Annotated in this window: 16 protein-coding genes; 5 read left to right on the top strand and 11 right to left on the bottom strand. The window is 40.8% G+C overall.

The genetic code is table 11. The features are described from left to right. Nucleotides 1-558 precede the first annotated feature (558 nt). The 4 genes from AS141_RS11615 to AS141_RS11600 all read left to right on the top strand — a co-directional run bounded on the left by AS141_RS11615 (nt 559) and on the right by AS141_RS11600 (nt 4,001). Nucleotides 559-1,134: a Crp/Fnr family transcriptional regulator gene (locus AS141_RS11615; RefSeq protein ID WP_057937827.1), complete on the top strand. Its 576-nt coding sequence runs from the start codon at nt 559-561 to the stop codon at nt 1,132-1,134. A gap of 66 nt (nt 1,135-1,200) precedes the next feature. Next, the gene (locus tag AS141_RS11610; protein ID WP_057937826.1) at nt 1,201-2,304 is read left to right on the top strand and encodes an MBL fold metallo-hydrolase; all 1,104 of its coding nucleotides are present in this window, start codon (nt 1,201-1,203) and stop codon (nt 2,302-2,304) included. A 6-nt stretch (nt 2,305-2,310) separates the two neighbouring features. Continuing rightward, nucleotides 2,311-3,513 (top strand): MFS transporter, encoded by a 1,203-nt coding sequence (locus AS141_RS11605; protein ID WP_057937825.1) that lies wholly within the window; start codon nt 2,311-2,313, stop codon nt 3,511-3,513. Nucleotides 3,514-3,743: 230 nt separating this feature from the next. Further along, on the top strand, nt 3,744-4,001 hold the full coding sequence (locus AS141_RS11600) for a hypothetical protein (RefSeq protein ID WP_157243443.1): 258 nt from the start codon (nt 3,744-3,746) through the stop codon (nt 3,999-4,001). On the opposite strand, the gene AS141_RS11595 is transcribed toward AS141_RS11600, so the two are convergent. The 7 genes from AS141_RS11595 to AS141_RS11565 all read right to left on the bottom strand — a co-directional run bounded on the left by AS141_RS11595 (nt 3,985) and on the right by AS141_RS11565 (nt 8,950). Then, nucleotides 3,985-4,404: a YybH family protein gene (locus AS141_RS11595; RefSeq protein WP_232424876.1), complete on the bottom strand. Its 420-nt coding sequence runs from the start codon at nt 4,402-4,404 to the stop codon at nt 3,985-3,987. The two genes, AS141_RS11600 and AS141_RS11595, sit on opposite strands and share 17 nt — an antisense overlap. A 304-nt stretch (nt 4,405-4,708) precedes the next feature. Further along, nucleotides 4,709-5,320 (bottom strand): dihydrofolate reductase family protein, encoded by a 612-nt coding sequence (locus AS141_RS11590; RefSeq protein ID WP_057937823.1) that lies wholly within the window; start codon nt 5,318-5,320, stop codon nt 4,709-4,711. A 172-nt stretch (nt 5,321-5,492) separates the two neighbouring features. Continuing rightward, nucleotides 5,493-5,873: a nuclear transport factor 2 family protein gene (locus tag AS141_RS11585; RefSeq protein ID WP_057937822.1), complete on the bottom strand. Its 381-nt coding sequence runs from the start codon at nt 5,871-5,873 to the stop codon at nt 5,493-5,495. A 130-nt stretch (nt 5,874-6,003) separates the two neighbouring features. Beyond that, nucleotides 6,004-6,585, bottom strand: a complete 582-nt coding sequence (locus tag AS141_RS11580) for a dihydrofolate reductase family protein (RefSeq protein ID WP_057937821.1) — start codon at nt 6,583-6,585, stop codon at nt 6,004-6,006. 29 nt (nt 6,586-6,614) lie between these two features. After that, the gene (locus tag AS141_RS11575) at nt 6,615-7,091 is read right to left on the bottom strand and encodes an SRPBCC domain-containing protein (RefSeq protein WP_057937820.1); all 477 of its coding nucleotides are present in this window, start codon (nt 7,089-7,091) and stop codon (nt 6,615-6,617) included. A 4-nt stretch (nt 7,092-7,095) separates the two neighbouring features. Beyond that, nucleotides 7,096-7,422 (bottom strand): ArsR/SmtB family transcription factor, encoded by a 327-nt coding sequence (locus AS141_RS11570; RefSeq protein WP_057937819.1) that lies wholly within the window; start codon nt 7,420-7,422, stop codon nt 7,096-7,098. Between the two features lie 526 nt (nt 7,423-7,948). Next, complete coding sequence (locus tag AS141_RS11565; protein WP_057937818.1) at nt 7,949-8,950, bottom strand: zinc-dependent alcohol dehydrogenase family protein; 1,002 nt, start codon at nt 8,948-8,950, stop codon at nt 7,949-7,951. A gap of 224 nt (nt 8,951-9,174) precedes the next feature. Between AS141_RS11565 and AS141_RS11560 the strand changes: the two genes are divergently transcribed. Further along, nucleotides 9,175-9,522 carry a winged helix-turn-helix transcriptional regulator gene (locus AS141_RS11560; RefSeq protein ID WP_057937817.1) on the top strand — a complete coding sequence of 116 codons (348 nt, stop codon included), beginning with the start codon at nt 9,175-9,177 and terminating at the stop codon, nt 9,520-9,522. A gap of 572 nt (nt 9,523-10,094) precedes the next feature. On the opposite strand, the gene AS141_RS11550 is transcribed toward AS141_RS11560, so the two are convergent. The 4 genes from AS141_RS11550 to AS141_RS11530 form a co-directional block, all read right to left on the bottom strand. Then, on the bottom strand, nt 10,095-10,622 hold the full coding sequence (locus AS141_RS11550) for a DUF421 domain-containing protein (protein ID WP_082632270.1): 528 nt from the start codon (nt 10,620-10,622) through the stop codon (nt 10,095-10,097). A gap of 940 nt (nt 10,623-11,562) precedes the next feature. Next, nucleotides 11,563-12,672, bottom strand: a complete 1,110-nt coding sequence (locus AS141_RS11540) for a mechanosensitive ion channel family protein (protein WP_057937814.1) — start codon at nt 12,670-12,672, stop codon at nt 11,563-11,565. Nucleotides 12,673-12,993: 321 nt separating this feature from the next. Further along, nucleotides 12,994-14,082 (bottom strand): NAD-dependent epimerase/dehydratase family protein, encoded by a 1,089-nt coding sequence (locus AS141_RS11535; protein ID WP_057937813.1) that lies wholly within the window; start codon nt 14,080-14,082, stop codon nt 12,994-12,996. A 225-nt stretch (nt 14,083-14,307) separates the two neighbouring features. Then, on the bottom strand, nt 14,308-15,051 hold the full coding sequence (locus AS141_RS11530) for a flavodoxin family protein (RefSeq protein ID WP_057937812.1): 744 nt from the start codon (nt 15,049-15,051) through the stop codon (nt 14,308-14,310). Nucleotides 15,052-15,138 lie beyond the last annotated feature (87 nt).

Here is a 15,138-nt window from a genome sequence, read left to right as displayed (position 1 = left end):
GCTGTCCATAAGATTATACACGAAATTTTTGGGTGTCTTTTCAGAAAGGATTTTACCTGATTGCCAGGAATTGTTCAAATCATCATCTTTAAAAAACTCCGCATTTTTCATTCTCCTTTATAACTGGATAAGGCAACCCTATACAATCTAATCATACAGCTAAGTATGTATGCTTGCCTGTCTGCCAAAATAGATAAATCAACTAAGGAGGCAAGATTTATGGAAAGAACCTATTCCTTTATCAACATGAAAATTTTAGATTGATGAGGAAAACTTCACTGTTATTAAAAAAGAAATTGTAAAGTTGCACCTATAATCTTTTCCTCAAAACAATCAAAATGGGGCTGAATGAAATCGCAGTTAAGGATAAACTGGGGGCGGATCAACTCTTAGAATTTTCTAAATTTAAGGAAGTCATCAAGCGAACTAAGCCCCATAAGTATGATGGTTATTTTGAATTGATATGAATTGAAGAAGAAGAAGAAGAAGACATCAGCAAAGACAGGGGACCAAGATTTAAAGAGCATTACGGATGCTTGGTAATTTCAAATTATACCGATGGAACAGCTCAATAAATTTCTAAACTACTTATCTGCCATCTCCCCTATTTCTGAAAAAGCAAAGGAGGCTATAAAGAATTTGTGCTCAACGCTCCACATCAAAAAAAACAACAATCTTCAATCCATAGGTCAGACTTGCCGGACTATCTACTTTGTGGTAGAAGGAACTGCAAGAATAAATTATTTTAAAGAAGATAAGGATGTCACTGAGTACTTTGCCTTCGAAAACGATATGATTATCAGAGCTGAGAGTCTCTTTACAGGGAGACCAAGCCACAAAGCCATTCAGGCTATAAGCGATACAACTTTTATTGCCATACCGGCCACCCCACTTTTTGAATTATTTGAGAAGCATCATGAGGTAGAAAGACTGTTTAGAAAAATAGTGGAACGATCTTATGTTGATGCCATCAACAGACTTGAAAGTCTGCAATTTCATACTGCAGAAGAAAGATACCAGGCCCTCATTAAAAAATCACCTGCAGTAGTCCGGGAAATCCCCTTAAAGCATATCGCTTCCTATCTGGGAATAACCCAGGTTAGCCTAAGCCGAATCAGAGCGGCAATCTCCTGATTATTTAACAAATGTAAAAGAGATTGGCTTTGGGTACTCCGTCCTTTGTATGGAATTGACAATACAATGGCACAACAAGAGATCAATACCAATACATTAAGAGCTTGGCTGGATGCAGGCAAAAAAGTGACTGTCCTGGACGTCAGGACAACCAGTGAAAGAGAGGAATGGAAAATCCCGGGCAGCATCCATATAGACGCTTATACTGACCTGAAAAAGAACAATCCTGATGCTTTAAAGTCAGTAAACTTTGATAAAACCATTCCTGTAGTCACTGTCTGTGCAGGGGGAAAAACCAGTTCCATAGCAGCCGAAATGCTTCAGGCCTCTGGATATGAAACTTACAACCTGCAAGGAGGAATGAAAAGTTGGAGCCTTGCCTGGAACACAGCTTCCTTAGCTTTTGAGGATTTTGAAATTATCCAATTTAGACGTACCGGAAAGGGCTGTCTTTCCTATATGGTCATTTCAGATCAGGAAGCAATGGTTATTGACGCTTCTTTGCCTATAGAGGTTTATAAAGAATTTCTAAATCAGAAAGGGCTTTCCCTCAGCTATGTCGCAGACACACATATTCATGCAGATCATCTGAGTAGAACAAAAGAACTGGCCGGAAAATATGGAATAAAACCTTCTTTTCCATCCAATGACAAGCAGCGTTTCCCCTTCACCCCTATTGCTGATGGACAGGAATTTAGGATAGGGGGCATAAAGGTTAAAGCCATTCATACCCCAGGCCACACATTGGAGAGCACCGGTTACTTGATTGATGACAAAGTAATCTTAACGGGAGACACCTTATTTACCGACGGTGTAGGAAGACCTGATCTGAAAGCGGACAAGGAAGAAGCAAAGAAGAAAGCATCTTTACTTTTTCATTCCATTCAAAAACTTATACGTTTAGACCAATCAATCATTGTAATGCCAGGCCACAGCAGCCAACCGATAGCTTTTGATCATCAACCAATACAATCCGTACTGAGAGAGGTGGTGAAAAACACACCATTGCTCAAAGAAAGTGAGCAAGAGTTCGTCCAGTCTTTGCTGAAAAGGATTCCTAACCCACCCGAAAACTACCTGAAGATTGTGGAGAAGAACATAACAGGAGATTTTACAGATGTAAATCCTGTTGATCTTGAAGCAGGGGCCAATCGTTGTGCCATATCATAAGAGGCCATGGAAGCTAGATTAGGGTTAAAAGAGAACTGGAAGCAGTTCACATTACTGGTCGTCATCAATGGCTTCGTTGGCGGTATGATAGGCTTGGAGCGAACCATTCTGCCACAGATTGCAGAAGCCGATTTTGGCATAGCTGGCAAATCTGCAATCCTGTCCTTTATTGTGGTATTCGGAATATCCAAAGCCATTACCAACTATTACACTGGCGCTTTTGCCAATAGGATTGGGCGAAAGAACCTATTGGTGATTGGTTGGCTGATTGGACTTCCGGTTCCGCTTATCCTGATCTATGCTACAAACTGGAACTGGATCATAGCGGCAAATATTTTATTGGGAATCAACCAGGGATTGACATGGTCAAGTACAGTAGTGATGAAAATCGACTTGGTGGGTGATAGGAACAGGGGTCTGGCCATGGGATTGAATGAATCAGCAGGTTACTTGGCCGTGGGTATCGTTGCTTTTCTCACTGGGTGGATAGCCTCAGAATATGGGATTCGCCCCTATCCGTTTTACTTGGGGATTGGGTTTGCAGTGACAGGTCTTTTGGCGAGCTATTTTCTTGTAACGGACACGGTACATCATGTCAATTCGGAGACCAAATCAAGCCATGTCAAAAAGCTAAAAAATGTATTTCGTGAAACCACTTGGTCAAATCCGAATCTTGGTTCTATTACTCAGGCGGGATTAGTCAACAATCTGAATGATGGGATGATCTGGGGGCTTTTCCCGATACTCCTGGCAAGTAAAGGTTTTAGTATGGCTGAAATTGGAAAAATGGCAGCTATTTATCCGGTAATCTGGGGCCTAGGCCAACTGGTCACCGGTAAGCTAGCTGATATTTTGGCAAAAAAATCCATGCTGTTTTGGGGTATGCTAATCCAAGGTATAGCCATTATCACCATGGTATTTGCTACCACATTTAGCCAATTCGCAATTTTGAGTACACTATTAGGGATAGGTACAGCGGTGGTCTATCCAACATTTCTTGCAGCAATTGCAGATAATACCCACCCCGAGCAACGGGCCAATAGCATCGGTGTGTTCAGATTGTGGCGGGATTTGGGTTATGCAATAGGTGCAATTTTGACGGGCTTAATAGCTGACTTTTTTGGTGTTGATAATTCAATACTTAGTATTGGATTAATTACCATGATATCTTCTGTCGTGATAAAATTAAGAATGGAGTACACTCCATAAAAAAACAATTTCTGGAAATATTTTAGCAGGACAATTAAATAACAGCAAGTAAGGAATTACTGTCGGTGAACTACATGCCGATGATGCGCGGAGAAGCCAAAACAGAATAACAAATTCAAGGAATGATTCAACTAGAGGGTATAGAAATTTTTGTCACCAGTCTGGGTAATAAGCGATGGCTATATTTCATCCATTTTGTTTTGCCAGTATAATTTTCAGATTTGTCTGTCTTGAAATTCCTCACAAATTCATCGGTTAATGCTAAGCCTCTGGAGGATCTGCTGAATGCAGAAAAGGATATCCTCCTACCCACCAGAAACGCCGATGGCAGGGAGATTCTGGAGAAACACGGAACTGGTGCATTTCTGGATTTCCAGGTATTATTTTTACAATATCAGGACCAAACTGACTTTTTGCTTTCCCTTCACCTTACCTTAAACTATAATTTATTACTTCCTTTTGAACGTCTTCTTACAAATCCAGTATAGCAGTAAGGTTCTCAGAAGCCACCGGGGCCGATATATGTTGATGAACCACTTTCCACCCCTCCTCAAACCTTGAAAATCCGATTGTAATCCTATTTTTCATACTTCTGAGTATCGTACCTTGAGAGGAAATTGCCTGAAATTTTATCAATCCGCTTGCAAATCCAATTGAATCAGATTGTCGAATTTTTATCATTTCAAAATCAACTTTCACTTTTTCCTCCCCCAAAGAGCCTAACCAGTTCCCAATTTCTGGTGCCCATTCCTGTAAGGTACTATAGTAGCCCCTGTCCCACATATCGAATTGAACTACCTCAGCATCATAAAGCTTCAGTAAAGCGGATGCATTTTTTTGCCAGACTGCATTTTTGTATGCACTAAAAAATTCTTCAATTTCCTTCATCATGTTTTTCTATAACTATATACCTTATTACCAATCATGGCACTCAAAAGAATTTTACCCTAACCTGAAAAACTCATCCCCCAGGCACACTCTTCATGGCTACCTGTGCCCACGAAAGGATTAGCCCTACAGGACATTTTCTTAACAGTCGATCTTAGGGTGCTCCTAAATATCACAAAGTTATCCAGAATTTCAGGCGGAACAAAAGACTGTGCGATTTGGGAACAGGCGGTGGTGGAATTGCTGCAATACAGTCCGGAAAAGATGACAGTAAAGCCTGTGACGGATTCCCTTTGGACGGTTTATTTTATTTCAAAACCTCGTATTTAATGTGTGTCACTACGCTGGATCCGCTTATCTGAACCGGTTTGAGTTTTAGATCTTTCACCCCTTCAAAAAGCTTTGAGCCAGAACCGATAGTAACAGGGACGATATGTAGCCACAATTCATCAATGAGACCAGCACTTAAATACTGATTGATTGTGTTTGCTCCTCCCATGATCTTTATATTCCTGTTTCCCGCAGCCTCCTCTGCCTTTTTAAATGCTGAGTGAATACCATCAGTCACAAAATGAAATACTGTCCCTCCTTCCATTTCCACTGGCGCGCGTTCATGGTGGGATAGTACAAAAACCGGCGCATGGTAGGGAGGATTGTTTCCCCACCATCCTTTCCATTCGGACATCCCTCTTTTGTCTTTGGGACCAAACATGTTACTGCCCATGATATATGCTCCAGCATCAAGAATGGCATCTATTTCTTTTTTATGTTTATGCTTTTCCGGCTCAGAAAACATCCAACGATCCAACAAATTTGCATCGAAATTATCTCCAAATGGCTTTTCAAAGCTTTGATTAGTACCGGCACCGTACCCGTCAAGAGATACGGTCAATCCGCTTGTAACTTTTGCTTTTCTCATAGTTATGGATTTTTAATAGGATTACCCGCTACTTTTCCAGTAGCCTTATTTTTTTGTTTATCTGTTTGGAAGCCAGTGGTCGATAAGAGGTGAAGCACCGGCACACCGGTGTTTACCATCCAGGAAGCAGTTTTTTATTTTTTATTGTTGCTATTTCACGCATACCTGATAGTTATTCTATTTCAATCACATAGGATGTAATTGCTTTGATTTTCGCACCTTTTGCCCCGTTGAACTGGTAAAAGTCTGAAAACGCGTATTTTTTCCCAGTCTGCATTTTCATTGTTCCATTTACGGCTCCTTCTTTTCCGTGGGATAAGATCTGGTCAAACGCTAGTTCAGTCGCTTTCTTTGTTTTCATTTTCTCCAATTCATCCGCAAAATTTTCCTTTCCCGTAATTTTCCTATCACCTACAATATTCCAGACAATATCTTCGGTCACACTATCGACAAGGAATTTCACGTCTCCCTTGGCAAATGCAATGTTGAATTCTTTTAGAAAAGCCATTTTGGGTGAGTTCCCGCAGTTGGGACTTGCGATGATTTTTGTCATTTTATTTAATAGTTAACTTTTGTCCGTTTTTTTCAGCCGTCCCTGGCAATGAGTGTAAGATTAACGGCCAATCGCCCGGTACGTCCCTAGCAGGTTGCAGCAAAGTTGAAGCCGGGCTGAAACTCTTGAGTTATTTTCTGTCCACTACATAATTCAATGCAGTTACCCCAGCGGTAAATTGTTGCGTAGCAGGCAAAAGCTTAAGTTTAATTTTGTCTTTAATGTCTACAAACAACGGAATGCCTTGTCCAAGAATAACAGGATTTACAAATAACCAGTAGCCGTCGATTAAGTTTTGCCGAATCAGTGAGTGTGTTGCCGTCGGACTGCCAAAAAGCAGGATGTCCTCGCCCGTCTGCTGCTTTATTTCATTAAGGCTGTCGGGAAGATTGTCACTGATAATTGTGGTGTTGGTTTCCCGATAGCTATCAGGATCAATTGTCTTAGATAAAACAATTTTGTGGACGTTGTTATACCACTTAGAATGCTCAATGTCGTGTTTGGTTGCTGTCGGCTTGTCTCCAGCAGTAGGCCAGTAACTTTCCATCATCTGATAAGTCCTCCGTCCATATAACGCGGTGTCACCTTTGTTGATACGCTGAGCTACATAATCAAAAATTTCCTGGTCAACTTTAATCCAGTCCATTTCTCCGCTCGGCCCAGCTACAAACCCGTCAAGGGAAACGTGCATAAATGAAATTATTTTTCTCATGCTTTTCTATTTTGTATAGTGTCTAATGTTTACTGCCAACTACTATTTTTAAGATATTTTTCAAGTCGGTTTAAAGTCTGCTTACCACCTTCAATGGCATTTACCTTCCTGTTTAATTCGTCTATAATTGCTTTTGATTTAAATACTGACTTCATTGTCACTAATGTTTTTCCTTCGACTTCTTCAAAAAAAACTGAGACTGTGAAATTATACTCTTCGCTTTCTGCACCAGAATGTCTATAGGTCAACAGCGAAGGTTTTTTAACCTCTACATACTCTATTCTGTTATCCCAATCCCGTCCCATACCGTGCATTATAAAATCCCATGTCTTACCGGATTCTACAGTCATTGATTTAGTAGTCAGCGAAAAACCGTCTGGCCCCCACCACTCTCTTATATGTTCAGGGGTTGTCCACACCTCCCAAACCAATTCTCTAGGGGCATCAAAAATCCTGGTATGAATAAGGGTGTTACCTTCTTGTCTGAATGTATTGTAGCTGCTCATCGTTCTAGATTTTCTTTTCTTGGATGCTTGCCAGATAGTTTTCCAATGAGTCAAATTTGTTGTCCCAGAATTTCCGGTATTGGTCTACCCAGTCTGACACTTCTCTCATTTTTTGCGGATTGAAGTGATAGTAAATTTCACGTCCTTTTTGCTCTTGTCTTACAAGCTGGCATTCTGTCAAAATCTGAATATGCTTTGAAATTGTTTGTCTTGAAGAATCAAAATTCTCTGCAATTGTCCCTGGTGTCATTGCCTGAAGCGCCAGCAAACCAATTATTGCCCTACGTGTCGGATCTGCTATTGCCTGAAATATATCTCTACGTGCTTCCATTTTATGCAGTTGATTGACTGCAAATATAATGCAGTCAATCAACTGCGCAAATTTTTGTGATTTTTTTTGGATGTATGAAAGCCGTAAGGAAAGTATATCTGCGCTGGTTCCCTGCCATGGGTATAGGAACACTGGCCTTGGCAAAAGAAAGCGTTGGCTACGTTAAAAAAAATACCGAACAAGATATTGCTGAGGCATTCACAGCTAGTCTGGAAGCTGGCGTTAATTTTTTTTAGTTGTATCCTGCAGTTATGCAAAGGGAGAGTCTAAAAGACTGAAGGAAATTCATCCAATCGGGCGGCTTTCAGATAGTGGTAGTTTCAAAATTCACAACATACAAGTGATCCGGCAACTAGAAATCTTAAAATCTGAGCACAGGCACCCTCAGCAGGAATTCATATTTTCTGGGTGGTTTACAGCGACACTTCCCTGTTTTGCCCTTGCTCAAATTACCTGAAATAAAACATTTATCACGGCAGGTGTCAGATGTCTGCCGTGATAGTATAGATAGCTGCCGATTTCGGGATTAAAAAGTAATCACCACCTTTCCAAAATGTTCTCCCTTATCTAAGTAGTTGAATGCTTCTGAGACCTGATCAAGCCTAAACACCCTGTCCACCACGGGGGAAATAGCATGTAAGGCAATCGCGTGGTTCATTGATTGAAAAGATGCTTTTGACCCTACCTGCATGCCATGGATAGAAAGCGCTTTTTGCATTATGCCAAATACCGAAAGTGTGGTGTCGGCACCACCCAGTAGGCCTACCACAATTATCTTACCCCCCAACCTCATTGCTTCTACCGTTTTTTCAAGGCTTGCCCATGACATCTCCAGCGCTAAGTCAACCCCCTTCCCCTCTGTCAATTGCAAAACTTTTTCTTGCCATTTTGGGTAGGCTAGGTAATTGATTGTCTGGTCAGCTCCCAGCGCTTTGGCTTTTTCTAGTTTTTCATCTTTACCTGAGGTAATAATAACTTTGGCCCCAATTGCTTTGGCAAACTGCAAAGCAAGAATGGAACCCCCTCCGGTACCCTGAAGCAATACTGTCTGTCCGGATTGCAACTTACCTATATTGATCAACGCTTCCCATGCAGATACACCGGCTATTGGGAGTGTAGCCACCTGCGCCGAGGTAAGATTTGAAGGCACTTTTACCAATGCACGTTCAGCTAGTGCAACGTATTCTGAAAACACTCCCTGTACGTCTGTCCCCAGTCGGTTTTTTAAATAGCTGTCCTGCAGTTGGCCTGCTTGCCAATCCTGAATAAAATGCGTGACAACGCGGTCACCGACAGTCAAATGGGTAACCCCGCTACCTATCGCTACGACTTCACCGGTCGCATCTGAGCCCAAGGTATGGGGGAGAGAGGTACGGAACGCACCTTGTGCGATCATTAGATCCAGCCGGTTAAGGGAAACTGCCTGCACTTTGACCAGTACCTGGCCCGCCGAGAGGGTTGGCACCTCTATGTTTTCTACGTGGATATTTTCAAGGCCATACCCCCCGTTTAAGCGAATTGATTTCATCTGTTTATAATTTGTCTTTTAAAGGCCATATGTAATCTCGCATACTTTATAATCATCTCGGTGTGTGACGTTTTCGTCATGCTCGATTTCATAAGGTAGATTTTATTCATGATTCAGGTTCAAAAGTATCTTCATGGTATCCATATATCAAGTATATACTTTTTTGTACCTTACAGACCAAAATGATACTATCCTGATTATCACCAATAAAATCTTGAATAAATATGAAAAAATTTGCTACAGAGCCTGTATGCTCAGTGGATTACGCCTTTAGACGGATTGGCGGAAAATATAAAGGGAGGATAATTTGGTACCTACACAGCCATAAAATAATGAGGTACGGGGAGCTCCGTAAAACACTGACGGATATTACACCCAAAATGCTCACGCAAACACTGCGTGAACTGGAAGAGGACAGCCTGGTAGTACGCAAAGTATACCATGAAGTACCGCCCAAGGTAGAATATTCACTGACCGCTTCCGCTGAGGAGCTTATCCCTTTCATCAATCACTTACGGGAATGGGGAGACAGGCAAATTGAGAAGGAAAAGATGAAACCTATCAACTGCTAGTAGGAACAAATTGAACTAGCTCCCAAGTTCTAATAACCAGTCTACAGGTGGCATTGTTTTTGGATTTTAAATTAAATCCGTCCGCTAAATCACGCTTACTATGAATTATCTTATCCTACTTTTTCTTTCAGTTCTTATCATTTTTATTCTTGTTATGGTGCTGCTGTCAAACTCTAAAAGCAGCAATAACATCCATATCAAAGCAGATAAGTTAACGATACGGCATCCCTTAAAAAAAGAAGTGATAAATCTTGAATCGGATCTCAAAAGTTGGAATATACAACGGATAAATATGCTTTGGTGGGGTAAATTATACTCAGTAAATCTAGAGTTACAATCAGGCAAATGGACAAAGATATATTCCAGGTCCCTATCCGGAAAAATAGAACAGTTACTCATTTATTTGGAAGAAACCGCCTCCGGAAAAAAAACCGGCTCACTAAACAAATAGTATTATTAGTCCCCCATGCTGTATTTCCTACTTACACTTGCATCAATAAATCAATCAGTACACAGATCTTCCATCTGTATATTTTTAGGAGTAATTCCCAGCATTGCAATACCCATACTGGTCAGCTAGCATCATGTGGAGATAAGAAAGCTACAGCATCTAGTTTTCCTTTTGTATGGTCCTTAATAATCGATAGATCCCCAGTGCTTTCCAAAACAATAAGGTAGACATGATCCAATGAGGAATAGCCTTGGAGACGGCAGACATTAAAAACCTCCTCTTTGGTCAAGCGCTGTTTTTTCATTTCTGCTTCCAGGAAAGCACCTTTGTAAAATACTATCACAGGCTTATCAGTGATAAGTGACCTAAAACCTTTTATATGGACTGAAAGATAGGTAAAGGCAAACTGCAAAAAAATAAACAGCGAAAACGCCACAATACCATCCACCAAAGTAATATTCTTATTCAGTGAAATGGAAGCCAGGCACGATCCCAAAGCTATGGTAACGACAAAATCAAATGCATTCATTTTCGAAAGTGTCCTTTTCCCGGATATCCGGAGTAAAACAACCATCACCATGTAACCTAACACAGTCAATACAATCGTACGGATTGTACTATCCCAACTTTCAAATAGTATGTTATCCATGTTTTATTATATACCTATATTATTTATATACCTATATTATTTATATACCTATATCTTAAAACTACCTGAGTAAAAAAGCTACTTCAAATCCCCGCTGCCAACCAATAGCAATTTTAGCTCCTCCTCATTTTAAAAAAATTTGGCAGTTAGATAAAGCTTAATGATAGAAAATCAGAATCGCAGCAAAGTAGATGCACTGATAATCTCCCAAACAGGGCAGATAGCCCGATAGCAATCACTAGATGACAGTATAATCTCAATAAAATTTAAACTATCGCCCCAAAGGACGCCATAGTCCGAAGCTTGTTGTTAATGGTTAAGCTAGAACATGCTCGAATTCTTCCAAACAATTTCTACACGATTCAACACAATTTTTACATTCATCAGAGCCATGCTTTTCACATTCAGCCGCAAATATTTTGCATACTTCAGCGCAGGTCAACATCATTCTTCCTCGATCCAATCTCGCCGATTCGCATGCATCTAGACATTCAGCACATGCTCTGATGCAGCGTTGTGCTAGTTCCACACATTTCTCCATTCCAGAAATTTCTTTATGGGATTCTACCAGCTGATGGCTATCCTTGATGCACTGCTCAAGTGCCTTAGAACAATTACTTTTTAAAGGGGTTAAGCTATTCATAGTTATCGGGTTCATTCGTTTTGTTAAACCAAAAAACCAGCCATACCTCCCCATATCCATGTACCAAACGATGGTTGAAGGCATCAAAACCGAGGTTTCAAGATACAAAACCAGTTTCACTGGATGTTAGGGCTGGAATTTGAGCTTCCTAACTGACAATTTAAATTAACCTTCAAAACCGCTCTTCTATAGGTGCCCAAATAGGTATGAGAGATATATTCTCAACCCGTTGAATTCTCTCAACAAGTTGATATTAAGAGTCAAATACCTACCTGAGTCTCCTGACGTAATATTTTTCTATTTTTGATCTAAGCTGCTCTCCACGGTTTTCTCCATATCCAGCTTGAGTTTCATTCCATTTTCATTGCGCAGGTACAACGTTCGTGTAGGGAAGGCTATGGATATACCTAATTCACTAAATTTTTGATAGATCTGAAAGTTGAAGTCCTGCTGTATATCCATATAGGTGTTGAAGTCGGCGCTGTTGATAATATAGACAACCTCATAATCTAAACTAGAATCCCCAAAGGATTTAAAATGGGCCCTGTCAAAGTCCACCCGCTCCTCTGATTCTACTATTTCTTTCAGAAGCCCTGGAATCATTTTCACCTGCTCTACAGGCGTTTCATACGTCACTCCCACTGTGAATACAATCCTACGGCGCTGCATCTTTTTGTAATTATGAATGCGGGAACTGGTCAAGTCGCTGTTGGCAAAGACCAGCTGCTCGCCTGAGAGCGTCTTGATTCTTGTGGTTTTGATACCGATTTTATCTACAATTCCATTTTTATCTTCAACCACAAGGAAATCTCCTACCTCAAAGGGACGGTCAAAAAAGATCACAAAATAATTAAATAAATCGCCTATTATATTCTGTGCTGCAAGCGCTATGGCAATACCTCCTATCCCCATTCCGGCAATGATCGCGGAAACATCATAACCGAGATTGCTTAGCATAAATATCAATCCAATCATCCAAATAATCCCATTGATAATCAAAATAATCCCGCCCATCTGCTTCACTTTTTCTTCACCTCCCTCCTGGCTTCTGATATATGACTGCAGCAACATGAGTATTATACTGGAAACAAGTCGGATAGCGTAATAAGTAAGGATAACCACAAACACTACTTCCATAATGGTGGTCATTCTTTCAGGCCAGGAGAGTGTCTTCAGCCCTGCATAAATAATTGTAAAATAGACCATCGGAACCACGTAAAGTCCGATATTCTCAACTATAAAATCATCGATTGTGGTTTTGGATTTTGAAACAGCATGACTGATACGCTTCAATATCACTCGCTTGAAAACCCTAACCAGCAATAGCCCTAAGGCGATTCCCCCGAGCATTATCAGGTATTCCTGCCCTGTATTTCCGAAATATTCATTATTTAGTAATTCTTCCATAATAGTTGTAGGTAGATTAGTGGTGTGATTTTTACAAAACGAAAAGCAAAAAACGGTAAGGATCAAGTGATTGCCCGAACTGGAAGGCAGGTAGCCAGAAACGACGTAAGGCAATGAAATAATTGCCTTGAATCGGTGGTTCCAAAGACAATGAATGAACGTTCCTCTTTAAAAAAGTGAATACAAAGAATTTTTGTTCCTCTAAAACCGGGTTATTTTCAATAATTTACAGATTCGAAATGCCGCTTAGATTTGATGAGCTCCAATCTACTTGGACCAATACGTTTACCATGTGTACGATCCTTCACATAGGATATACCGTCAATCCAACTGTCTTTTTATTTCGTTGATAAGAGCGGGGTCCTCAAGCCAGGCTATGGCCTTTCCTATACCTTGTTCTATTTCTATCTCTGGCTGAAACCCTAATAGTTTTTCAGCTTTGGAAATATCTGCAAAGCAATGTCTTGCTTCTTTAAACCTATATTGCTCAGTTACAAGGGGAACAGTCTGCCCAGAGTCCAATGCATCCGTAAAATATTGCGCGAGTGAAAGGATGGTTCTGGGTTCCCCACTTCCTACATTAATAATTTCTCCGTCTGCCGTGGGGAGTTCCAATGCCAACCGACAGGCTTTCACTGCATCAGAAATGTAGATGAAATCCCTAAGCTGATTACCATCTTCCAGTACAAGAGGGGATTGTTTATTTATAAACCTGGAGACAAACCCTGACATCACATCAGAATACCGGCTTTCAAAGGACTGGCCAGGGCCATATACATTAAAAAATCTAAGAGAAACCACAGGGATATTATAGGCCTCACTTACCAACATACATAGTTTTTCCTGATCGTACTTAGTAAGGGCGTATACGGAATCCAGGCTGGCAATATGATCTTCCTTGCATGCAAGTGGTATGAGCAATTCCCCTGACGGACTATGAAAATCCCATTTTTTAGCCATTAAGTCAGCAGGAGAGCGATTTAAATTTTGATAAATACCCCCGCTTGAATCAGTGTAAGTACCTTCTCCATAAATGCTCAAACTGGAGGCAAATATCAGTTTCCGGACCGGATTTCTTATGATTGACTCTATCAGTACCGATGTGCCAATATTATTCACATCGTTAAGTTCTTGTATCTGGTCCATGGATTTACCATTGCTTCCGATGGCTGCCAAATGAAAGACTGCATCTGCCTTCTTCACAAGTGGTTCTACGGTAAAAACATCCCGGATATCCCCTACCACTAGCTCTACGTCCTTAGATACTCGTTCCGGTCGTTCGGAATCTAGCCCATGGACATGGGGAGAAAGATTATCTAATACAGTGACTTTGTACCCCCGGGAGAGTAATTCATCGCAAAGGTAGCATCCCATAAATCCCGCACCGCCGGTAATAAGTATGTTTTCCATATGCTCTTCTGAACGCTATATTCTACAATGCTTAATCAAAGTTCAAATCACCTACCAATTTCATATGTGGCTTACATATCAAAGAGATATCGGGAATAACCACACTCTTCTTCAAGTGGGTTTTAGTTGCCACACATCGCGTTATAAAACCACCTACTTGTTTACGTAAGCCATTTACCGTCTGGTGATTATTCCTTTTTCTTCTCAGAAAAAGGAATACCAACCTTAACTGCTACCTGTTCCAGGCTTTTTGAATTCCCATCTTTTACCTTTTTCCCATTCTTCAGCAGAGTTACCATAGGCTGGATATCCTCCCTGGCGCTTAAGTGCTGACGCCAGATGCATAAGATTATAGGTCATAAAGGTCACGTTTCGGTTGGTAAAGTCAGAGTCAAAACCTTTAGGAGGATCTATGGGTTTCCCCTGCCACTCTGTATCGCCGTAACTAGGTCCTGGGCCCACTTCACCTATCCACCCACAGTCGGCCTGTGGAGGTATAGTAAAACCTAAATGTTGCAATGAAAATAAAATCCCCATAGCACTGTGCTTAAGCCCATCCTCATTCCCTGTAATCAAACAGCCGCCTACCTTTCCGTAGTATATGTACTGACCTTTAGCATTGGTCATACTGCTCATTCCATCTAATCTCTCGATCAGCTTTTTAGCCACAGAAGATTGCTGGCCGAGCCATATTGGAGCTGCTACTATAAGAATATCAGCTTGGACTACCCGTTCAAAAAGAGCAGGCCATTCATCGGTTTCCCACCCCTGTTGAGTCATGTCAGGCGACTCACCAGGGGGAACATCATGGTCAATAAATCTTATGTAGTCAGCCTTTACATTCTCTCTCTCCATTATCCCCTTTGATACATCAACCAATTTAGATGTATGGCTGGGAAGCGGGGATTTTTTTAAAGTACAGTTAATAATAAGTGCATTTAATCCGCTAAAATCAGTTTTATCTTTCATAATAAAAGCGTTGAATATTCTAAGGAAAATAAATTCAAACCTAACCGACGTACTAGTGTGCCGGAAATACACCTGCAATGCAACCAA

Source organism: Algoriphagus resistens (assembly GCF_001442615.1).
Classification (GTDB): domain Bacteria; phylum Bacteroidota; class Bacteroidia; order Cytophagales; family Cyclobacteriaceae; genus Algoriphagus; species Algoriphagus resistens.
Note: the sequence above shows the minus strand (reverse complement) of the source record. Positions and strands in the feature narration are given on the sequence as shown.

What these genes read in the sequence shown, in the direction of transcription:
- AS141_RS11615 (WP_057937827.1), top strand. Translation starts at nt 559, where the DNA reads ATGGAACAGCTCAATAAATTTCTAAACTACTTATCTGCCATCTCCCCT.
- AS141_RS11610 (WP_057937826.1), top strand. Translation starts at nt 1,201, where the DNA reads ATGGCACAACAAGAGATCAATACCAATACATTAAGAGCTTGGCTGGAT.
- AS141_RS11605 (WP_057937825.1), top strand. Translation starts at nt 2,311, where the DNA reads ATGGAAGCTAGATTAGGGTTAAAAGAGAACTGGAAGCAGTTCACATTA.
- AS141_RS11595 (WP_232424876.1), bottom strand. Translation starts at nt 4,404, where the DNA reads ATGATGAAGGAAATTGAAGAATTTTTTAGTGCATACAAAAATGCAGTC.
- AS141_RS11590 (WP_057937823.1), bottom strand. Translation starts at nt 5,320, where the DNA reads ATGAGAAAAGCAAAAGTTACAAGCGGATTGACCGTATCTCTTGACGGG.
- AS141_RS11585 (WP_057937822.1), bottom strand. Translation starts at nt 5,873, where the DNA reads ATGACAAAAATCATCGCAAGTCCCAACTGCGGGAACTCACCCAAAATG.
- AS141_RS11580 (WP_057937821.1), bottom strand. Translation starts at nt 6,585, where the DNA reads ATGAGAAAAATAATTTCATTTATGCACGTTTCCCTTGACGGGTTTGTA.
- AS141_RS11575 (WP_057937820.1), bottom strand. Translation starts at nt 7,091, where the DNA reads ATGAGCAGCTACAATACATTCAGACAAGAAGGTAACACCCTTATTCAT.
- AS141_RS11570 (WP_057937819.1), bottom strand. Translation starts at nt 7,422, where the DNA reads ATGGAAGCACGTAGAGATATATTTCAGGCAATAGCAGATCCGACACGT.
- AS141_RS11565 (WP_057937818.1), bottom strand. Translation starts at nt 8,950, where the DNA reads ATGAAATCAATTCGCTTAAACGGGGGGTATGGCCTTGAAAATATCCAC.
- AS141_RS11560 (WP_057937817.1), top strand. Translation starts at nt 9,175, where the DNA reads ATGAAAAAATTTGCTACAGAGCCTGTATGCTCAGTGGATTACGCCTTT.
- AS141_RS11550 (WP_082632270.1), bottom strand. Translation starts at nt 10,622, where the DNA reads ATGGATAACATACTATTTGAAAGTTGGGATAGTACAATCCGTACGATT.
- AS141_RS11540 (WP_057937814.1), bottom strand. Translation starts at nt 12,672, where the DNA reads ATGGAAGAATTACTAAATAATGAATATTTCGGAAATACAGGGCAGGAA.
- AS141_RS11535 (WP_057937813.1), bottom strand. Translation starts at nt 14,082, where the DNA reads ATGGAAAACATACTTATTACCGGCGGTGCGGGATTTATGGGATGCTAC.
- AS141_RS11530 (WP_057937812.1), bottom strand. Translation starts at nt 15,051, where the DNA reads ATGAAAGATAAAACTGATTTTAGCGGATTAAATGCACTTATTATTAAC.